This window comes from Microbacterium sp. R1 (assembly GCF_015159725.1).
GTDB lineage: Bacteria > Actinomycetota > Actinomycetes > Actinomycetales > Microbacteriaceae > Microbacterium > Microbacterium oxydans.
Genome location: NZ_JADDUD010000004.1, coordinates 141,741 through 156,735 on the forward strand (window position 1 = coordinate 141,741; position 14,995 = coordinate 156,735).

The window sequence follows — 14,995 nt, forward strand, 5'->3', positions numbered from 1 at the left end:
CGCTTCCCCTACGCCCTCCGCCCCGATGCATGCGGGTTGCTCACGGTTGGGCCCTATGCTCACGAGGTGGGAATCAGAAGGATGCGCATCGGGACCGGGACGTGGATCGTCGCCGCCCTCGTGGTCGCGGCGCTCGTGTGCGTGCTCACGGGGTTCCTGCCGCGGGCCGATGCCGGTGCGCTCGGCGAACGGATCGCACCCGTGCTGGGGTTCGTCGTCGCGATCACGATCGTCGCCGAGCTCGCCCGCGACGCGGCGGTGTTCGACGTCGTCTCCCAGCGTCTCGCACGCTGGGGCCGGGGCCGCGTCGCGGTGCTGTGGGCGTTGGTGGTCGTGCTCGCCGTGGTGAGCACCGTGTTCCTCTCGCTCGACACCACTGCCGTGATCGTCACCCCGGTGGTCGTCGTGCTGGCGCAGAGCATCGGCGTCTCCCCGTTGCCGTTCGCCCTGGCCACCGTCTGGCTCGCCAACACGGCATCTCTCGCGCTGCCGGTCTCGAACCTCACGAACCTGCTCGCCGCGCCCGCCATGGGGGAAGGGCCAGGGGCGTTCATCGCGCTGAGCTGGGCGCCCACGCTCGTGGGGATCCTGGTGCCGGTCGCGATCCTCACCGTCCTGCATCGGCGCACGGTCTTCGGTGCGTATGAGACGCCCGTGCCGCGGCGGCCGGCCGATCCGACGCTGTTCTGGAGCGCCACCGGCATCCTCCTCGTGCTGATGCCGCTGCTCGCGCTCACCCACGACGTGTGGATCCCGGCCACGGTCGCGGCTCTCGCGTTGATCGTGCTCTTCGCCGTCCGTCGACGCCGCGCCCTGCGGCTCTCGCTCGTCCCGTGGCAGGCGATCGCGCTCGCCGCGTCGCTGTTCGTGCTGGTCGAGGCCGCGCACGCGCAGGGGCTGCTCGACTTCCTGACCTCGCCCACCGCGAGCGGCGACTCTCCCGGCGACCTGTTCCGGCTGGCCGCGCTCGGGGCCGTGAGCGCCAATGCGATCAACAACCTCCCGGCGTACCTCGTGCTCGAGCCTGCCGCCGGTGATCCCGTCGCCCTGATGGCCCTGCTGATCGGCGTGAACATCGGCCCGCTCATCACCCCGTGGGCATCGCTCGCGACGCTGCTCTGGCACAACCGGATCGTCGCGCTGGGCGTGACGATCCGGTGGAGCCGCTTCATGCTGTGGGGCGTGGTGGCCGCCGTCCCGACCGTGCTCGCCGCGGTGCTCGTGCTGATGCTGGTCGCGGGCTAGCCCGCTCACCTGCCGCGTCAGGCTCAGGGTCGACAGCGTGCCACCGGCTGGGGTGACTAGTGTCACGACCCGGTCAGCGGGGAGCCTCGCCGACCCGACGCATCTCGGCTGCGAGGGCCGCGTTGGTCTCGGTGAACTGCGCGGTGATGCGCTCTCGCACCTCAGGTGACTTGTTCTGGCTGAGTTTGGCGCGGGCGTCGAACCGGGCGACGCGCATCCGCAGACCGACCGTCCCCTTCGCCGCTCGTCGTGTGCCCTCCTCGTCTTCCGACAGGTGGCGGCCGTGCGCCCGGTGGTCCTCGAAGTGGTCGGTCAGCCGCGTGAGCATGGCGTAGTTCTCCTCCTCGCTGAGGATCTCGGGGATGCCGTAGAGGTGCGCGGTGACGTGGTTCCAGGTCGGCACCAGGTCGCCGGGCGCGTAGAGGCTCGGCGACACGTAATCATGCGGTCCCTGGATGATCACGAGTATCTCGTGCCGACCGAGCTCGTGGAGTTGCTCATCCGGCCGTCCGAAGTGGCTCGCTATCACGATGTCGTCCTCGTCCTCGACCAGCAGCGCGGGGTAGTGCGAGGCGATGAGTCCCGTGCTCGTCGGGGAGACGAACGTCGCCCAGGGGTTGCCGCGGATCAGGCGCTTCACCTCGACGGGGTCGGTCATCAGGTAGCGGGGTGTGTGACGCATCAGGACTCCTTCGTGTGGGGCGTGGGCGTGCGGCGGGTGGTTGTCGGGTGACCGATCAGGCGGGTGCGCACCGCGAGCGCGGCGCACGCGATCACGATGAATCCGCCGACCGCGGTGGCCCAGCCGATCGGCTCGTGCAGCAGGAGTGCAGCCCAGGCGATGCTCATCACGGGCTGGACGAGCTGGATCTGGCTCACCTGTGCCATCGGCCCGATCGCGAGACCGCGGTACCAGGCGAAGAAGCCGAGGAACATGCTCACCGCAGCGAGGTACGTGAACGCCAGCCACTGCACGGGGGTCGCTGCAGGAGGCTGCTGGACCGCTGCCACCACGGTCAGCACGGCCATCAGCGGAGCAGCGACGATCAACGCCCAGGAGATGGTCTGCCAGGAGCCGAGCTCGCGGGCGAGCAGTCCTCCCTCCGCGTATCCGATCGCCGCGGCGACGACGGCACCGAACAGCAGCAGGTCTGCTCCGGTGAGGGAGCCGAGCCCGCCGTTCTGCAGTGCGGCGAAGGCGACCGCGGCGACGGCGCCGAGGAGCGCGAACACCCAGAAGGATCGGGCGGGGCGTTCCCCGGTGCGGAGCACCACGGCGACCGCGGTCGCGGCGGGAAGCAGGCCGATCACGACGGCGCCGTGGCTGGCGGGGGTCGTGGTCATCGCGAAGGAGGTGAGCAGGGGGAACCCGGCCACCACTCCGCCGGCGACGATCGCGAGGCGTGCCCATTGCCGTCCGGTCGGTGTCCGCTGGCGGGTCGCGGCCAGGGCGATCCCGGCGAGGAGGGCGGCGATGACCGCGCGGCCGGATCCGATGAAGAGCGGCGTGAGCCCGCCGATCGCGATGCGCGTGAACGGGAGGGTGAAGGAGAAGGCGAGAACGCCCAGGAGCCCCCACCACAGGCCGGCGCGCGTCGATAGCACTGTCGATCGCGAGGCGATAACGCTACTGTCTACTTTCATGAGTCAGGATAGCAGTGACCGCATCGTCGCCGGCGTGCGCGCGTGGATCGCCTCGGCGTCGCCCGGTGCACGGGTGCCATCGAACCGGGCCCTCATGGCCGAGTACGGGGCGAGCCCGGTGACGGTGCAGAAGGCGATGCAGCAGCTCGTCCGACTCGGCCTGGTCGAGTCGCGACCCGGAGCGGGGACGTTCGTTCGTGCCGTGCCGCGTGCCCGCTCGGTCGACTACGGCTGGCAGACGGCTGCCCTCGGCACGGCGCCCACGGGCCTCATCGGCCTGTCGTCGACGCAGCGCACTGTCGCCCCCGACGCGATCGGTATGCACTCGGGCTATCCCGCGGTCGACCTGTTGCCGGAGCGGCTCGTGCGGCAGGCGCTCGTGCGCGCGGCTCGCTCGGACGCGGCACTGACCCGTTCCCCCGCTGCGGGTCTTCCGGAGCTGCAGGCCTGGTTCGCCGGCGAGCTCGCATCCGCCGCTCCCGTCGGCATCACCCCGGCCTCCGCGCGGGACGCGCTCATCATCTCGGGAAGCCAGAGCGGGCTCAGCTCGATCTTCCGCGCGGTCGTGGGCGTCGGGCAACCGCTGCTGATCGAGTCGCCGACGTACTGGGGCGCGCTGCTCGCCGCGGCGCAGGCCGGTGTGACGCTGGTGCCGATCCCCTCCGGCGCGCACGGCCCCGATCCCGACGACATCGAGCGGGCGTTCGCGCAGACCGGGGCTCGGGCGTTCTACGCGCAGCCGACGTTCGCGAATCCGACCGGGGCGCAGTGGCCGCTTGCCACGCGGGAGGCCGTGCTCGAGACGGTCCGCCGCCACGGAGCCTTCCTGATCGAAGACGACTGGGCGCACGACCTGGGGATCGATGCCGACCCGCGTCCGATCGTCGCGTCCGACGACGACGGCCACGTGGTCTACCTGCGCTCGCTCACCAAGAGCGCCTCGCCCGCCCTGCGCGTCGCCGCCGTGATCGCGCGCGGCCCGGCACGGGATCGCATCCTCGCCGATCGGGCGGCCGAGTCCATGTACGTGAGCGGGTTGCTGCAGGCCGCCGCGCTCGACGTGGTCACCCAGCCCGCGTGGCGCACGCACCTCCGCGGATTCCGGGAGCACCTGCGCGCGCGCCGCGACCTGCTGCTCGCGAGCCTGGCGACGCACGCACCCTCCGCGCACGTCGAGGGCGTTCCGGCGGGGGGCCTCAACCTGTGGGTACGGCTGCCCGACGGGACGGATGTCGTGCAGGTCGTGCGCGAGTGCGAGGTGCGCGGGCTCATCATCGCGCCGGGGTCGGAGTGGTTCCCGGCCGAACCGTCCGGTTCCTACGTGCGACTCAACTACGCCAACGCCGACCCTGCCCGCTTCTCCGAGGCCGCCGTCATCCTGGGTGCCGTGCTCGACGGAGCCTGAGGGCGTTCAGCGCTGTTCGGGCTTCGCGCCCAGGTCGGCCCAGAGCCAGGTGAGATCCACCGAGGTCGTCTTCGGTAGCGAGACCGAGGCAGGGTCGAGGGCCGGGCGGAAGATCGCGTCGTCGAGAGTGCTCATACTCTGTATTGCGCGATCCGCCCCGAAGAGTTCACGCTTCGGGCACGCCGTCCTGGGGCGGACCAGCGGGACGGTGCGCACGCCGACCGCTGACGACCACCGGGCGACCGCCCCGCTCCTGACCGGGCAGCGGACGGGAGCGGCGACCGTAGATGAGCTCCGACGAGTCGAGCAGCCACGGGACCAGCGTGATCGACACCCCGTGCACGAGCATGAGCTGGTTGGCGAGCCGGCGGGCGCGACGATTGTGCAGGAACGACTCCCACCAGTGGCCCACGATGTACTGCGGCAGGTACACGGTCACGACGGACGAGCCGTGCTTCTCGCGGTACTGCTTGATGAACTGCGTCACCGGCTGCGCGAACGAGCGATACGGCGACTCGACGATCACGAGCGGGATCGGCACCAGATGGTCTGCCCAGTCCTTCTGCAGTTGCGCCGCGTCGTCGGAGGCCACGGCCACGTGCACCGCGAGGGTCTTGCCGTGCTTCGCCGCGATCGCGTAGTCGATGGCCTTCACGACGGGCTTCTGCAGACGGTTGACGAGCACGATCGCCAGGTCGCCGGTCGCGCCGAACTTCGTGGTGTCGTCGATCGCGATCTCGTGTTCGACGTCGCGGTAGTACCGCTTCACGCCCAGCATCAGGAAGGCGAGGATCGGGATCGCGAAGAACACCAGATACGCACCGTGCGTGAACTTCGTGATCGTCACGATGACGAGCACCAGCACGGTCATCACGGCACCGGTGGAGTTGATGATGAGCCCGACCTTCGCCGAGCGGCGGTCCGCGGCCGATGCGCCGTCGATCCCCGGGCCGGCCTTGTCCTCCGTCGGCCCGCGCAGCACGCGTCGCCAGTGCCGCACCATGCCGATCTGGCCGAGCGAGAACGACACGAACACCCCGATGATGTACAGCTGGATCAGCGTGGTCAGCTTCGCCTGGAACACCAGGAGCACCACGATGGCGCCGATGCCGAGCAGGATCATGCCGTTCGAGAACACCAGGCGGTCGCCGCGGGTGTTGAGCGACTTGGGCGCGTAGCCGTCACGCGCGAGCACGGCCCCCAGCAGCGGGAAGCCGTTGAACGCGGTGTTCGCCGCGAGCAGCAGCACGCACGCGGTGGCGGCCTGGATGATGAAGAAGGGGATGCTGCCTCCGCCGAACGTCGCGGCGGCGATCTGCGCCATGAGGCTCGGCTGCGGGTTCGTGCAGTCGAAGCCGACCAGGTCGCACGGGTTCTCGGCGTAGTGCACACCCGTGATGAGGGCGAGCGCGGTCAGACCGGCGAACAGGCACGCGGCGATGCTGCCCATCAGCACGAGGGTCGACTGGGCGTTGCGGATCTTCGGGGCGCGGAAGGCGGGCACCCCGTTCGAGACGGCCTCGACACCGGTGAGGGCCGAGCATCCGCTCGAGAACGCGCGCAGGATCAGCAGGATCACGGCCGCCTGGCCGAGGCTCTCCGCCTGCACGCTGAAATCGTGGCTCGAGGCCACGGGGGCATCGCCGAGGAAGGTGCGGATGAGTCCGGTGACGATCATGATGCCGACCGACCCGATGAACACGTACGTCGGGATCGCGAAGACCAGAGACGCCTCGCGCACGCCACGCAGGTTCACCACGATGATGAGGATCACGAAGCCGACGGCGAGTTCCACGCGGAACGGGTCGAGACCGGGCACCGCCGAGATGATGTTGTCGACACCGGAGGCGACCGACACGGCGACGGTCAGCACGTAGTCCACCAGGAGGGCCGCAGCAACGATCACGCCGGGGATCTCGCCGAGGTTCTTCGACGCGACCTCGTAGTCACCGCCGCCCGACGGATAGGCCTTGATGAGCTGGCGGTAGCTGAGCACGACCACGACCAGCAGGACCACGACGGCGCCCGCGACGAGCGGCGTGAACGACAGGAAGGTGAGCCCGCCGATCAGCAGGATCATCACGAGCTCCTGCGGGGCGTAAGCCACAGAGCTGAGGGCGTCGGACGCGAAGATCGGCAGAGCCATCCGCTTCGGGAGCAGCTGGTCGTCGACCTGCTGGCTCGTCAGCGGTTCGCCGATGAGGATGCGTTTGGCGCGCGGCGGTGCTTCCGCGCCCTCCCTGTTTTCGTCTGACACGTCCGGCGACACTACGCCTCCTGATGGCATCCTCACGCCATCCTCACGGAATCCCTACGGTGGGATGGCGCGGTCCTCACGGAATCCTTACGCGCAAAGCTACACTGGCACGCGGTGGAAGATCAGGTGCTGCTCGGATTCATCGCGATCGCGATAGGGGTGGCTTTCGGCATCCTCCTGTTCGTGCCCTTCGTGGCGATCAGCTATCGCCGCCGCGGACGTCTCGGCCTCGGTCGCACCGTGCTGTGGCTCGCCGCGCTGATCTACTTCTGGGCCATCTGGACCTACACCCTGCTCCCGTTGCCCGACCCCGACACGATCCGCTGCGTCGGGGCGATCACCGATTCGATGTCGGTCGTGCGGGATGTGCAGAAGGCCTTCGCGGCGCCGGGCAACCCCCTTCGTCAGCCGGCACTGCTCCAGCTGGTGTTCAACGTGCTGCTGTTCGTCCCGCTCGGCTTCTTCGTCCGCGTGCTCGCGGGGCGCGGCGTGGTGACTGCGCTCGCCGCCGGTTTCGGCCTGTCGCTGCTGGTCGAGACGACGCAGTTGACCGGGGTGTGGGGCGTCTACCCGTGCGCGTATCGCTTCTTCGATGTGGGCGACCTCATGACGAATACCCTGGGTGCGGTCATCGGCTGCATCGTGGCGATCCTCGTCCCGCGGTCGCTGCGCGGTGCGAAGGCGAGCCCGGACGCCGATCTTCCCCGTCCGGTCACCCGCGGGCGTCGCCTGCTCGTGATGCTGTGCGACTTCCTCGCCTACGGGTTCCTGAGCATGGCGGCCGGTGTGACCGTGCAGGTGTGGCTGGAGTTCGTCGTGGACGATCGCGCTGCGGTGCTCGACGGCACCCTCGCATCCGCCGCCGCCACCATCGCCCCTTCGGCTCTGTTCCTGGCGCTGATCCTGATCAGCGGGCGCTCGGTCGGCGACATCGCGGTGCAGCTCCGATTCGCGGGATCGCGCCTGCCCGCACCGTTCGCGCGGCTCCTGCGCTGGGCGGGCGGCATCGGCGGAATCAGCGCGCTGCAGCTGCCCGGCGGGTTCTTCGGTTTCGCGGCGGCCGTACTGTTCCTCGCCGCGATCGTGCTGCCGTTCACGACGCGCGACGGTCGCGGGCTTCCCGGCATCGCCTCCGGACAGCACCTCGTCGACGCGCGAGCGGATGCCGCGGGCTCTGCGCCGATCGCGCCCGCCTCCGCTTCCCCGTCGCGCGACGCATGACGCACCGGTGGTTCGGCGTGCGCGCGCTCAACTCTCTGCGTGGGGGCGTGGCATGTACCACTCGGTGAACTCGGTCGCACGCCCGTCGGGTGCGAGCCGGATGATCCAGAGGTTGAGGTAGTCGCGTTCGGCCGGGTATTCCGTGCGCCCCTGGACGACCACGAAGCCGTCGACCTCGTGGAGGACCTCCCACTCGAACGTCCAGGCCCCCGGTTCATCGCCGTCTTCGATCCACCCCGACACGATCGCCTCGCGCCCGACGCGCGGCTCCGAATCGGGACTCGTGAGGTATCGGGCGTCATGCGTGAAGAGCGCCCCGATCCGTTCCGGATCGTTCGACTTCCACGCCTCGATGTAGGCCCTGGTCCAGTCCTCGCCTGCTGTCGTCATGTGCTCCGTTCTAGGCCGTGGTCGAGGCCGCGTCAACCCGTTTGAGAACCGTAGGGACATCGGGGATCCACAGCGGTTTCCGATCACGAAGCCGTAACGTCGAGGACATGACGACCGTTCACGTCACCGAGGACACGATCAACCAGGCCCGCGAGCTGCGCGACGAGCTGCAGCGGTTCCTGCGCGAGTACGAGTTCGGGATGCGCGAGGTCGAGACGAAGATCTCGATCCTGCGAGACGAGTTCACGCACGACCACGCGTACAACCCGATCGAGCACGTGAAGAGCCGTCTGAAGTCGCCCGACAGCATCGTCGAGAAGCTTGCCAGGAAGGGCATCGACGAGCCCGACTTCGACCGTATCCGTGCCGACATCACCGACATCGCCGGCGTGCGGGTGACCTGCAGCTTCGTCGCCGACGTGTACCGGCTGTTCGACCTGCTCACCGCACAGGACGATGTCACCGTGCGCACGGTCAAGGACTACATCGCCCACCCGAAGGCCAACGGCTACAAGAGCCTGCACGCGATCATCGAGGTGCCCGTCTTCCTGTCGACAGGTGCGCTCTCGGTGCCGGTCGAGGTGCAGTTCCGCACGATAGCCATGGACTTCTGGGCGAGCCTCGAGCACAAGATCTACTACAAGTTCTCCAACCAGGTGCCCTCGCACCTCGTCGACAGCCTCTCTGATGCGGCGGAAGCGGCGTCGGAGCTCGACAGCCGCATGGAGCGCCTGCACCGTGAGGCGCACGGGGTGCCGCAGCGCCAGCTCGCGCCCCCGCCGCCTCCGGCTCCGACGTCCACCCCGGACGCACCCTCCAGTCCCCGCGTCGTCGGAGTCTGACCGGGGCGCGCCCGCGCGCGACGCTGTTGCGCCCACGGGGCGGCCCTGGGAGCATCGGCAGGTGGTGAGAACGCAGGAAGCCGTGTCCGTCGACGATGGTCGCGCCGTCGACGAGCGACTCGACGTCGACGACCTCCCCGGCATCGATCGTGGGTCGCAGCGATGCGAGTGCGACCACGGCGACGATGACGGCTACCAGCCGTGCGGACGCAAGGCCAAGTGGCGTGTCACCGTGGACTGCGTGTGCGGCGAGGGCCACCCGCGTCGCGTCGAGATCCTGTGCTCGAGGTGCATGCGCACCCTGCGCCAGTTCCAGGGACGCGAGGCCATCACCGTGCGTCGTCTCTGACCGGCGGACACCGACTCCTGATCGGTCACATCCGATCTCGCCGTCGCTCCGAACAAGCGGGGAGCACATCGGAGACGGTGGAACAGGAGACGATCATGGCGCAACGCCGCAGTGGCAAGAGGTTCCTCGTCTGGGCGGCCCTGGCCGGTGTGATCGGCGGCGGGGTGTTCCTCGCCACGGCCGAGCTGTTCGCGCTGCTCTTCGCGCGTGCCGCCAGCCCGATCCTCGCGGTCGGCGGGTTCGTGATCGACATCGTGCCGCAGCCCTTCAAGGAGTTCGCGATCGCCACCTTCGGCGAGTACGACAAGATCGCTCTGCTGGCTGGACTCGGGCTCGCTGTGCTCATCGCCTCGGCGATCGCCGGCATCCTGCAGTTCGTGCGCCCGCCGCTCGGCGTGATCGCACTCGTCGTCGCCGGGGTGCTCTCCACCGCCGCCATCGTGACCAGGGCGGCCGTGTCGCCCCTGGCCTTCCTGCCTCCGGTGCTCGGAACCGTCGCCGGGTCGATCATCCTCGTGCTCCTCAGCCGCCGTCTGCGCGGGTGGAGGGACGCCCGCACTGCCGTCGGGGAAGCCGGCCGAACCGCCGGGGCGGAAGCCGGCAGCACCGCCGGGGCGCAAGCCGCCGGTGCCCATGACTCCGGCGCGGTAATCGCCGAGCCGGAGGACGGCGGTGTCGGGCCGGCGGATGTCGAGCCCGCTCGACCCGGCATCGACCGACGCCGATTCTTCGTCCTCGCCGCGCTCGCCGGAGCATCCGCGCTGGTCGTGGGGATCACGGCACGGACGGTGAGCATGGCCGTGTCGTCGGTCGAGGCGATCCGTAGCGCGCTCAAGCTCCCCACCCCGAAGACCACGGTCACGGTGCCGCAGGGTGCCGAGCTCGACATTCCGGGCCTCAGCAAGCTCTTCACCCCCAACAAGGACTTCTACCGCGTCGACACCGCGCTCACGGTCCCCTCGATCGACCCGGACACCTGGCGACTCGTGATCGACGGTATGGTCGACCAGCGCGTGGAGATGAGCTTCCAGGACCTCCTCGACATGGGGCTCGACGAGTATGCGATCACGCTCACCTGCGTGTCGAACGAGGTCGGTGGCGAGCTCGTCGGCAATGCGAAGTGGCTCGGTGTGCCGTTGCGCGACGTGCTGAAGAAGGCCGGCGTGAAGTCCGGTGCCGACATGGTGCTGTCGCGCAGCGTCGACGGCTATACCGCGAGCACCCCGCTCTCGGCACTCACCGATCCCGACCTCGATGCGATCCTGGCGGTCGGCATGAACGGAGAGCCGCTGCCCCTCGAGCACGGCTTCCCGGTGCGGATGGTGGTGCCAGGGCTCTACGGCTACGTGTCGGCGACCAAGTGGCTCACCGAGCTGAAGGTCACGACCTTCGCCAAGGACGAGGCGTATTGGACGCCCCGCGGGTACAGCGCAGAGGCCCCGATCAAGTTCGCCTCGCGCGTCGACACCCCCAAGATCGGGGAGGCGGTCGCGGCGGGGAAGATCCCGATCGCCGGTGTCGCCTGGGCCCAGTCGGTCGGGATCGAACGCGTCGAGGTCAGCATCGACAACGGTGACTGGATGCCGGCGACGCTGTCGGCTCCGATCAACGACGACACGTGGGTGCAGTGGTTCATGGAGTGGGATGCCACCCCTGGCACGCACTACGTCGCCGTGCGCGCGGTCAACAAGAACGGCGATCTGCAGATCGAGGAACGGGCCCCCATCGCTCCGAACGGCTCGTCGGGGTGGCAGCGTTCGCTCATCCGGGTCAACTGAGACCGGTGCACAGCCGACCTCGCGGGCCTAGGGTGGGAGCCATGGGCCCGCTCCCCGCACTCGTGATCACGGTTTCCGACCGATCCTTCTCGGGGGAGCGTGAGGATCGGGGAGGTCCGATCGCCGTGGGGTTGCTGCGTGACGCGGGATGGCACTGCCCCGACGCCGAGATCGTGGCGGACGGAATCGATTCGGTGGCGGACGCCCTGCGCAGAGCCGTCGCCCGTGGCATCCGCCTGGTCGTGACCACCGGCGGTACCGGTGTCGGGCCGCGCGACCTGACGCCGGAGGGCACCCGGCGCGTGATCACCAGGGAGATCCCGGGGGTCGCGGAGGAGCTGCGTCGCAGCGGACTCGCCGACACCCCGCTCTCGATCTTGTCGCGCGGTCTCGCCGGCGTCGTCGATCCCGCGGGGATGCTCGTGGTGAACCTGCCCGGATCCACGCGAGCCGTGGCCTCCGGCGTACCCGTGGTGCTCGGCGTCGCCGGGCACATCCTGGACCAGGTGGAGGGCGGAGACCACTCATGAACGACGTACGAATCGCTGCGGTGACGGAGGAGCGCCTCGACCTCGACGCGCACCTCGCCGCGGTCGAAGACCCTCGACTCGGCGCGGTGACCACCTTCGTCGGCCGGGTGCGCGACAACGACCCGGATGCCGAGACGCCGGTTGTCGGGCTGGAGTACAGCGCCCATCCCGATGCCGAAGCCGCGCTGCGAAGCATCGCCGCCGAAGCGGGGGCCGGATCCGAAGCCCCTGCCGTGGTGGCGGTGAGTCATCGCATCGGGCGGCTCGATGTGGGCGATGCGGCTGTCGTGATCGCGGTCGCCTCCGAACACCGCGCCGAGGCGTTCGAGGTGTGCCGAGCGGTCATCGAGGCGATCAAGAGCGACCTCCCCGTGTGGAAGCGTCAGCTCGAGGTCGACGGGACCTCGTCGTGGAAGGGCATCGGCGGCTGACTCCGTCGCGGCACTTGCATGAGCTTTTGACGTCTGCCGGAGGAAACGCCGCCCAGCGATCATGCAGGTGTCCCCCGGTCATGCATGTGACCAGCAGACGCGGCAGGTCGCGCGCGGTCAGCCGCCGGCGAAGGGCGGGAGCACGTCGATGAGCTCTGCGTCGTCGAGGGCGAGGTCGTCGTCGCTGCGCACTCCATCGACCATGACGGCGCAGCGCGGAAGGATGTCGGCCAGCGCCGGATGCTCGGCGACCACGGCGGTGCGCAGCGCGACGAGTGTCGTCTCGGCGCGCTCCTCGGAGTCGACACCGGCAGCCTCCGCGGCCGCGGCGAAGTAGCGCACCCGAGTCATCGGGCGTCTCCATCGGCGTGGGTCTCTCGGGGAGATGCTTCGCCGGGACGCACCCAGTCGCCGGAGCGCCCACCCGACTTCGCCACGATGCGCACGTCCTCGATCACCACGGCGCGGTCCATGCCCTTGATCATGTCGACGACCGCCAGAGCGGTGACCGACACGGCGGTGAGCGCCTCCATCTCCACACCGGTGCGATCGGCGGTGCCCACCGTGGCCTCGATGCGCACGCCGTCGTCGACGATCTCGAGGTCGACGCTCGCCCGGTGCACCCCGATCACGTGTGCCAGCGGCAGCAGCGCAGGGGTGGACTTGGCCGCCTGGATACCCGCGATGCGTGCCACGGCGAGCACGTCGCCCTTCGGCATCGTCCCGTCGCGCAGGGCGGCGATCACATCGGTGCTGCAGCGCACGAAGCCGCGGGCGGTGGCGGTGCGGACGGTCGGCTGCTTCGCGGTCACGTCGACCATGTGCGCGCGGCCGGCCGCGTCGAGGTGAGGGAAACTCATCCGACCAGCATGACATCGATCACGTCGCCGACGGCGACCGTCTCGACCTCGGCCGGCACGATCGCGAACGCGTGCGCGCGAGCGAGGCCTCCGGCGAGGTGGGATCCCGATCCGCCCGCGGTCGCCGGACGCACGGTGCGCGCGGCGAGGTCGACGACGGCGGGAAGATACTGGCGGCGGCCAGGGGGAGGCGTCCACGAGGCATCCGCGGTGAACGGCGCATGCGGGCGGTGGATCTCGCTCCGTCCCTGCATCGCGAGCAGCGCGGGTCGCACGAACACCTCGAACGACACGGCGACGCTGACGGGGTTGCCCGGCAGGCCGAACACCAGGCACCCGCCCTCGATCACCCCGAAGGCCTGAGGCTTGCCCGGCTGCATCGCGACCGCGCTGAACTCGACCTGTCCGCCGCCGTCGAAGGCCCCGCGCACGGGCTCGTAGGCGCCTGCGCTCACGCCGCCGGTGAAGACGATCACGTCCGCGCCGAGGGCCATGGCTTCGGCGGTGACGGCTCCGACGGCCTCGGGCTCGTCGGGAACGCGCGCGACCAGAACGACCTCGGCGTCGGCGTCGGCGACCAGCTGCTGGAGCAGGGGGCCGTTCGAGTCGGGGATGCGCCCGCGCACCGGTGCGTCTCCCGGTCCGAGCAGTTCGCTTCCGGTCGACACCACGACCACGCGAGGCGCACGGGTGACCGAGACCGCCTCGACGCCCGCGGCGACCGCTGCGGCGAGCTGGAAGGGCCCGAGGCGTTCACCCGCGTGCACGACCTCATCGCCTGCGTGCAGGTCGGCGCCGCGCCGGCGTACGAACACGCCGGGCCTGGCGGGGGCGCGCAGCACCGTCACCTCTCCGAGGGAGTCGGCGAGGCCACCGGCCGTGTCCTCGAACGGCACGATCACGTCGGCATCGGTGGGCGTGGGAGAACCGGTCATGATGCGGGCGGCTTCGCCAGGGCCGAGCGCCGGGTCGAGGGCGACGCCGGCAGGGAGGTCGGCGACCACACGCAGCGTCACCGGGTTCTGCTCGGAGGCCGACGCGACGTCCGCACCGCGCACCGCGAACCCGTCCATCGCGGAGTTGTCGAACAGGGGGATGTCGTGGGCGGCCGCGGCGGGTGCGGCGAGTGTGCGTCCTGCGGCATCCGCCACCGGGAGCGTGACCTGCTCGACGACGCGAACCGCGTCGAGCACGCGGGAGAGCTGCTCCTCGACCGTGCGGCGGCCGCTCATGCCGACACCCCCGATGCTGTGGATGCCGGGCGGATCGAGATCTCGTGCTGCCGGGAGGTCAGCGCATCGATCATCGCGAGCCGCCCGAGCAGCGGTTCACCGGCGCCGGTGACGAGCTTGATCACCTCGCCGGCCAACATCCCGCCCACCTGCACGCACAGCGCCCCGAGCACCCCGACCTGGGCACAGCTGGGTGGCTCGCCCTCGGTGCCCAGCGGGAAGAGGTCCGCGAGCACCACCGACTCTCCCTCCGGCGGGGTCGACCAGAAGACAGTGACCTGCGCGTGCCACTCCTGCACGGCACCCCACACGAGCGGGAGTCCGAGCTCCTCGGCCGCAGCGGCCACATCCCGGCGGGTCGCGAACGAGTCGCTCGTGTCGACCACGAGATCGGCGCCCGCGAGGAGCCGCTCGGCGTTGGCGCTGTCGAGGCGTTCGAACACCGGGTGCACGACGGTCTGCGGGGCGAGAGACGCGATCGCGCGCGCGGCGGATGCGGTCTTCGCGACACCGATGTCCTCCACCCGATGGGCGAGCTGACGCTGCAGGTTGGTGAGCTCCACCACGTCGTCGTCGATCACGGTGAGCGTGCCGACCCCCGCGGCGGCGAGGGCGAGCAGCACGGGGGAGCCGAGCCCGCCCGCGCCGACGACGGTGACACGAGCCGCGCTCAGGCGGCGCTGGCCTTCCTCGCCGATGCCGGTGAGGACCGCATGCCGCGCAGTGCGGACGAGTTCTTCCGGCGCCAGCGCGGCGGCAGGGGCGACGAGAGGCTGCATGGGTTCAGCGTATGCCCGCTCCGCCGACTGTG

The 14,995-nt window shown here is 70.1% G+C and carries 17 protein-coding genes; 8 read left to right on the top strand and 9 right to left on the bottom strand.

What is annotated here, in order from left to right; translation table 11 throughout:
- Positions 1–81 precede the first annotated feature (81 nt).
- Positions 82–1,245: an SLC13 family permease gene (locus ILP86_RS16035; protein WP_061016208.1), complete on the top strand. Its 1,164-nt coding sequence runs from the start codon at positions 82–84 to the stop codon at positions 1,243–1,245.
- A gap of 73 nt (positions 1,246–1,318) precedes the next feature.
- Here the strand turns inward: ILP86_RS16035 and ILP86_RS16040 are convergent, their stop codons facing one another.
- Together ILP86_RS16040 and ILP86_RS16045 are read right to left on the bottom strand one after the other, a co-directional pair.
- Positions 1,319–1,927, bottom strand: coding sequence for an FMN-binding negative transcriptional regulator (locus ILP86_RS16040; protein WP_193762432.1), 609 nt, complete (start codon positions 1,925–1,927; stop codon positions 1,319–1,321).
- Positions 1,927–2,889: a DMT family transporter gene (locus ILP86_RS16045; protein ID WP_193762433.1), complete on the bottom strand. Its 963-nt coding sequence runs from the start codon at positions 2,887–2,889 to the stop codon at positions 1,927–1,929. The genes ILP86_RS16040 and ILP86_RS16045 overlap by 1 nt, the downstream gene beginning before the upstream one ends.
- Here ILP86_RS16045 and ILP86_RS16050 point away from each other — a divergent pair.
- The gene (locus tag ILP86_RS16050) at positions 2,888–4,294 is read left to right on the top strand and encodes a PLP-dependent aminotransferase family protein (RefSeq protein WP_046746780.1); all 1,407 of its coding nucleotides are present in this window, start codon (positions 2,888–2,890) and stop codon (positions 4,292–4,294) included. The two genes, ILP86_RS16045 and ILP86_RS16050, sit on opposite strands and share 2 nt — an antisense overlap.
- Before the next feature lie 6 nt (positions 4,295–4,300).
- Here ILP86_RS16050 and ILP86_RS19835 read toward each other — a convergent pair whose 3' ends face one another.
- Positions 4,301–4,429 (bottom strand): hypothetical protein, encoded by a 129-nt coding sequence (locus ILP86_RS19835; protein ID WP_257022224.1) that lies wholly within the window; start codon positions 4,427–4,429, stop codon positions 4,301–4,303.
- Between the two features lie 31 nt (positions 4,430–4,460).
- Entirely contained in the window at positions 4,461–6,581 is a 2,121-nt protein-coding gene (locus ILP86_RS16055) for an APC family permease (RefSeq protein ID WP_218867851.1), read from the bottom strand.
- Between the two features lie 84 nt (positions 6,582–6,665).
- Between ILP86_RS16055 and ILP86_RS16060 the strand changes: the two genes are divergently transcribed.
- Positions 6,666–7,772, top strand: coding sequence for a VanZ family protein (locus ILP86_RS16060; protein WP_193762434.1), 1,107 nt, complete (start codon positions 6,666–6,668; stop codon positions 7,770–7,772).
- A gap of 27 nt (positions 7,773–7,799) precedes the next feature.
- On the opposite strand, the gene ILP86_RS16065 is transcribed toward ILP86_RS16060, so the two are convergent.
- Entirely contained in the window at positions 7,800–8,162 is a 363-nt protein-coding gene (locus ILP86_RS16065; RefSeq protein ID WP_193762435.1) for a nuclear transport factor 2 family protein, read from the bottom strand.
- A gap of 107 nt (positions 8,163–8,269) precedes the next feature.
- On the opposite strand from ILP86_RS16065, the gene ILP86_RS16070 reads away from it, so the two are divergent.
- The 5 genes from ILP86_RS16070 to ILP86_RS16090 all read left to right on the top strand — a co-directional run bounded on the left by ILP86_RS16070 (position 8,270) and on the right by ILP86_RS16090 (position 12,092).
- Entirely contained in the window at positions 8,270–9,004 is a 735-nt protein-coding gene (locus ILP86_RS16070; protein WP_046746784.1) for a GTP pyrophosphokinase family protein, read from the top strand.
- 61 nt (positions 9,005–9,065) lie between these two features.
- Positions 9,066–9,353: a hypothetical protein gene (locus ILP86_RS16075; protein WP_193762436.1), complete on the top strand. Its 288-nt coding sequence runs from the start codon at positions 9,066–9,068 to the stop codon at positions 9,351–9,353.
- Between the two features lie 95 nt (positions 9,354–9,448).
- Positions 9,449–11,131 carry a molybdopterin-dependent oxidoreductase gene (locus ILP86_RS16080; protein ID WP_193762437.1) on the top strand — a complete coding sequence of 561 codons (1,683 nt, stop codon included), beginning with the start codon at positions 9,449–9,451 and terminating at the stop codon, positions 11,129–11,131.
- 41 nt (positions 11,132–11,172) lie between these two features.
- A complete protein-coding gene (locus ILP86_RS16085; protein WP_193762438.1) occupies positions 11,173–11,661 on the top strand; it encodes a molybdenum cofactor biosynthesis protein B in 489 nt (162 codons plus the stop codon).
- Positions 11,658–12,092: a molybdenum cofactor biosynthesis protein MoaE gene (locus tag ILP86_RS16090; protein ID WP_046746787.1), complete on the top strand. Its 435-nt coding sequence runs from the start codon at positions 11,658–11,660 to the stop codon at positions 12,090–12,092. The genes ILP86_RS16085 and ILP86_RS16090 overlap by 4 nt, the downstream gene beginning before the upstream one ends.
- A gap of 117 nt (positions 12,093–12,209) precedes the next feature.
- Here ILP86_RS16090 and ILP86_RS16095 read toward each other — a convergent pair whose 3' ends face one another.
- Genes ILP86_RS16095 through ILP86_RS16110 form a run of 4 tightly spaced genes read right to left on the bottom strand, consistent with a single transcriptional unit; the run spans position 12,210 to position 14,963 of the window.
- Positions 12,210–12,443: a MoaD/ThiS family protein gene (locus ILP86_RS16095; RefSeq protein WP_046746788.1), complete on the bottom strand. Its 234-nt coding sequence runs from the start codon at positions 12,441–12,443 to the stop codon at positions 12,210–12,212.
- Complete coding sequence (moaC, locus tag ILP86_RS16100; protein WP_193762439.1) at positions 12,440–12,952, bottom strand: cyclic pyranopterin monophosphate synthase MoaC; 513 nt, start codon at positions 12,950–12,952, stop codon at positions 12,440–12,442. The genes ILP86_RS16095 and moaC overlap by 4 nt, the downstream gene beginning before the upstream one ends.
- Complete coding sequence (glp, locus tag ILP86_RS16105) at positions 12,949–14,184, bottom strand: gephyrin-like molybdotransferase Glp (RefSeq protein WP_193762440.1); 1,236 nt, start codon at positions 14,182–14,184, stop codon at positions 12,949–12,951. Before glp ends, moaC begins: the two co-directional genes overlap by 4 nt.
- A complete protein-coding gene (locus tag ILP86_RS16110; RefSeq protein ID WP_058632001.1) occupies positions 14,181–14,963 on the bottom strand; it encodes a HesA/MoeB/ThiF family protein in 783 nt (260 codons plus the stop codon). The genes glp and ILP86_RS16110 overlap by 4 nt, the downstream gene beginning before the upstream one ends.
- Between the last annotated feature and the right edge of the window lie 32 nt (positions 14,964–14,995).

Bases quoted from the DNA above. Each gene is read 5' to 3' on its own strand.
- ILP86_RS16035 (WP_061016208.1), top strand. From the start codon at position 82: ATGCGCATCGGGACCGGGACGTGGATCGTCGCCGCCCTCGTGGTCGCG.
- ILP86_RS16040 (WP_193762432.1), bottom strand. From the start codon at position 1,927: ATGCGTCACACACCCCGCTACCTGATGACCGACCCCGTCGAGGTGAAG.
- ILP86_RS16050 (WP_046746780.1), top strand. From the start codon at position 2,888: ATGAGTCAGGATAGCAGTGACCGCATCGTCGCCGGCGTGCGCGCGTGG.
- ILP86_RS16045 (WP_193762433.1), bottom strand. From the start codon at position 2,889: ATGAAAGTAGACAGTAGCGTTATCGCCTCGCGATCGACAGTGCTATCG.
- ILP86_RS19835 (WP_257022224.1), bottom strand. From the start codon at position 4,429: ATGAGCACTCTCGACGACGCGATCTTCCGCCCGGCCCTCGACCCTGCC.
- ILP86_RS16055 (WP_218867851.1), bottom strand. From the start codon at position 6,581: ATGCCATCAGGAGGCGTAGTGTCGCCGGACGTGTCAGACGAAAACAGG.
- ILP86_RS16065 (WP_193762435.1), bottom strand. From the start codon at position 8,162: ATGACGACAGCAGGCGAGGACTGGACCAGGGCCTACATCGAGGCGTGG.
- ILP86_RS16070 (WP_046746784.1), top strand. From the start codon at position 8,270: ATGACGACCGTTCACGTCACCGAGGACACGATCAACCAGGCCCGCGAG.
- ILP86_RS16080 (WP_193762437.1), top strand. From the start codon at position 9,449: ATGGCGCAACGCCGCAGTGGCAAGAGGTTCCTCGTCTGGGCGGCCCTG.
- ILP86_RS16085 (WP_193762438.1), top strand. From the start codon at position 11,173: ATGGGCCCGCTCCCCGCACTCGTGATCACGGTTTCCGACCGATCCTTC.
- ILP86_RS16090 (WP_046746787.1), top strand. From the start codon at position 11,658: ATGAACGACGTACGAATCGCTGCGGTGACGGAGGAGCGCCTCGACCTC.
- ILP86_RS16095 (WP_046746788.1), bottom strand. From the start codon at position 12,443: ATGACTCGGGTGCGCTACTTCGCCGCGGCCGCGGAGGCTGCCGGTGTC.
- moaC (WP_193762439.1), bottom strand. From the start codon at position 12,952: ATGAGTTTCCCTCACCTCGACGCGGCCGGCCGCGCGCACATGGTCGAC.
- glp (WP_193762440.1), bottom strand. From the start codon at position 14,184: ATGAGCGGCCGCCGCACGGTCGAGGAGCAGCTCTCCCGCGTGCTCGAC.
- ILP86_RS16110 (WP_058632001.1), bottom strand. From the start codon at position 14,963: ATGCAGCCTCTCGTCGCCCCTGCCGCCGCGCTGGCGCCGGAAGAACTC.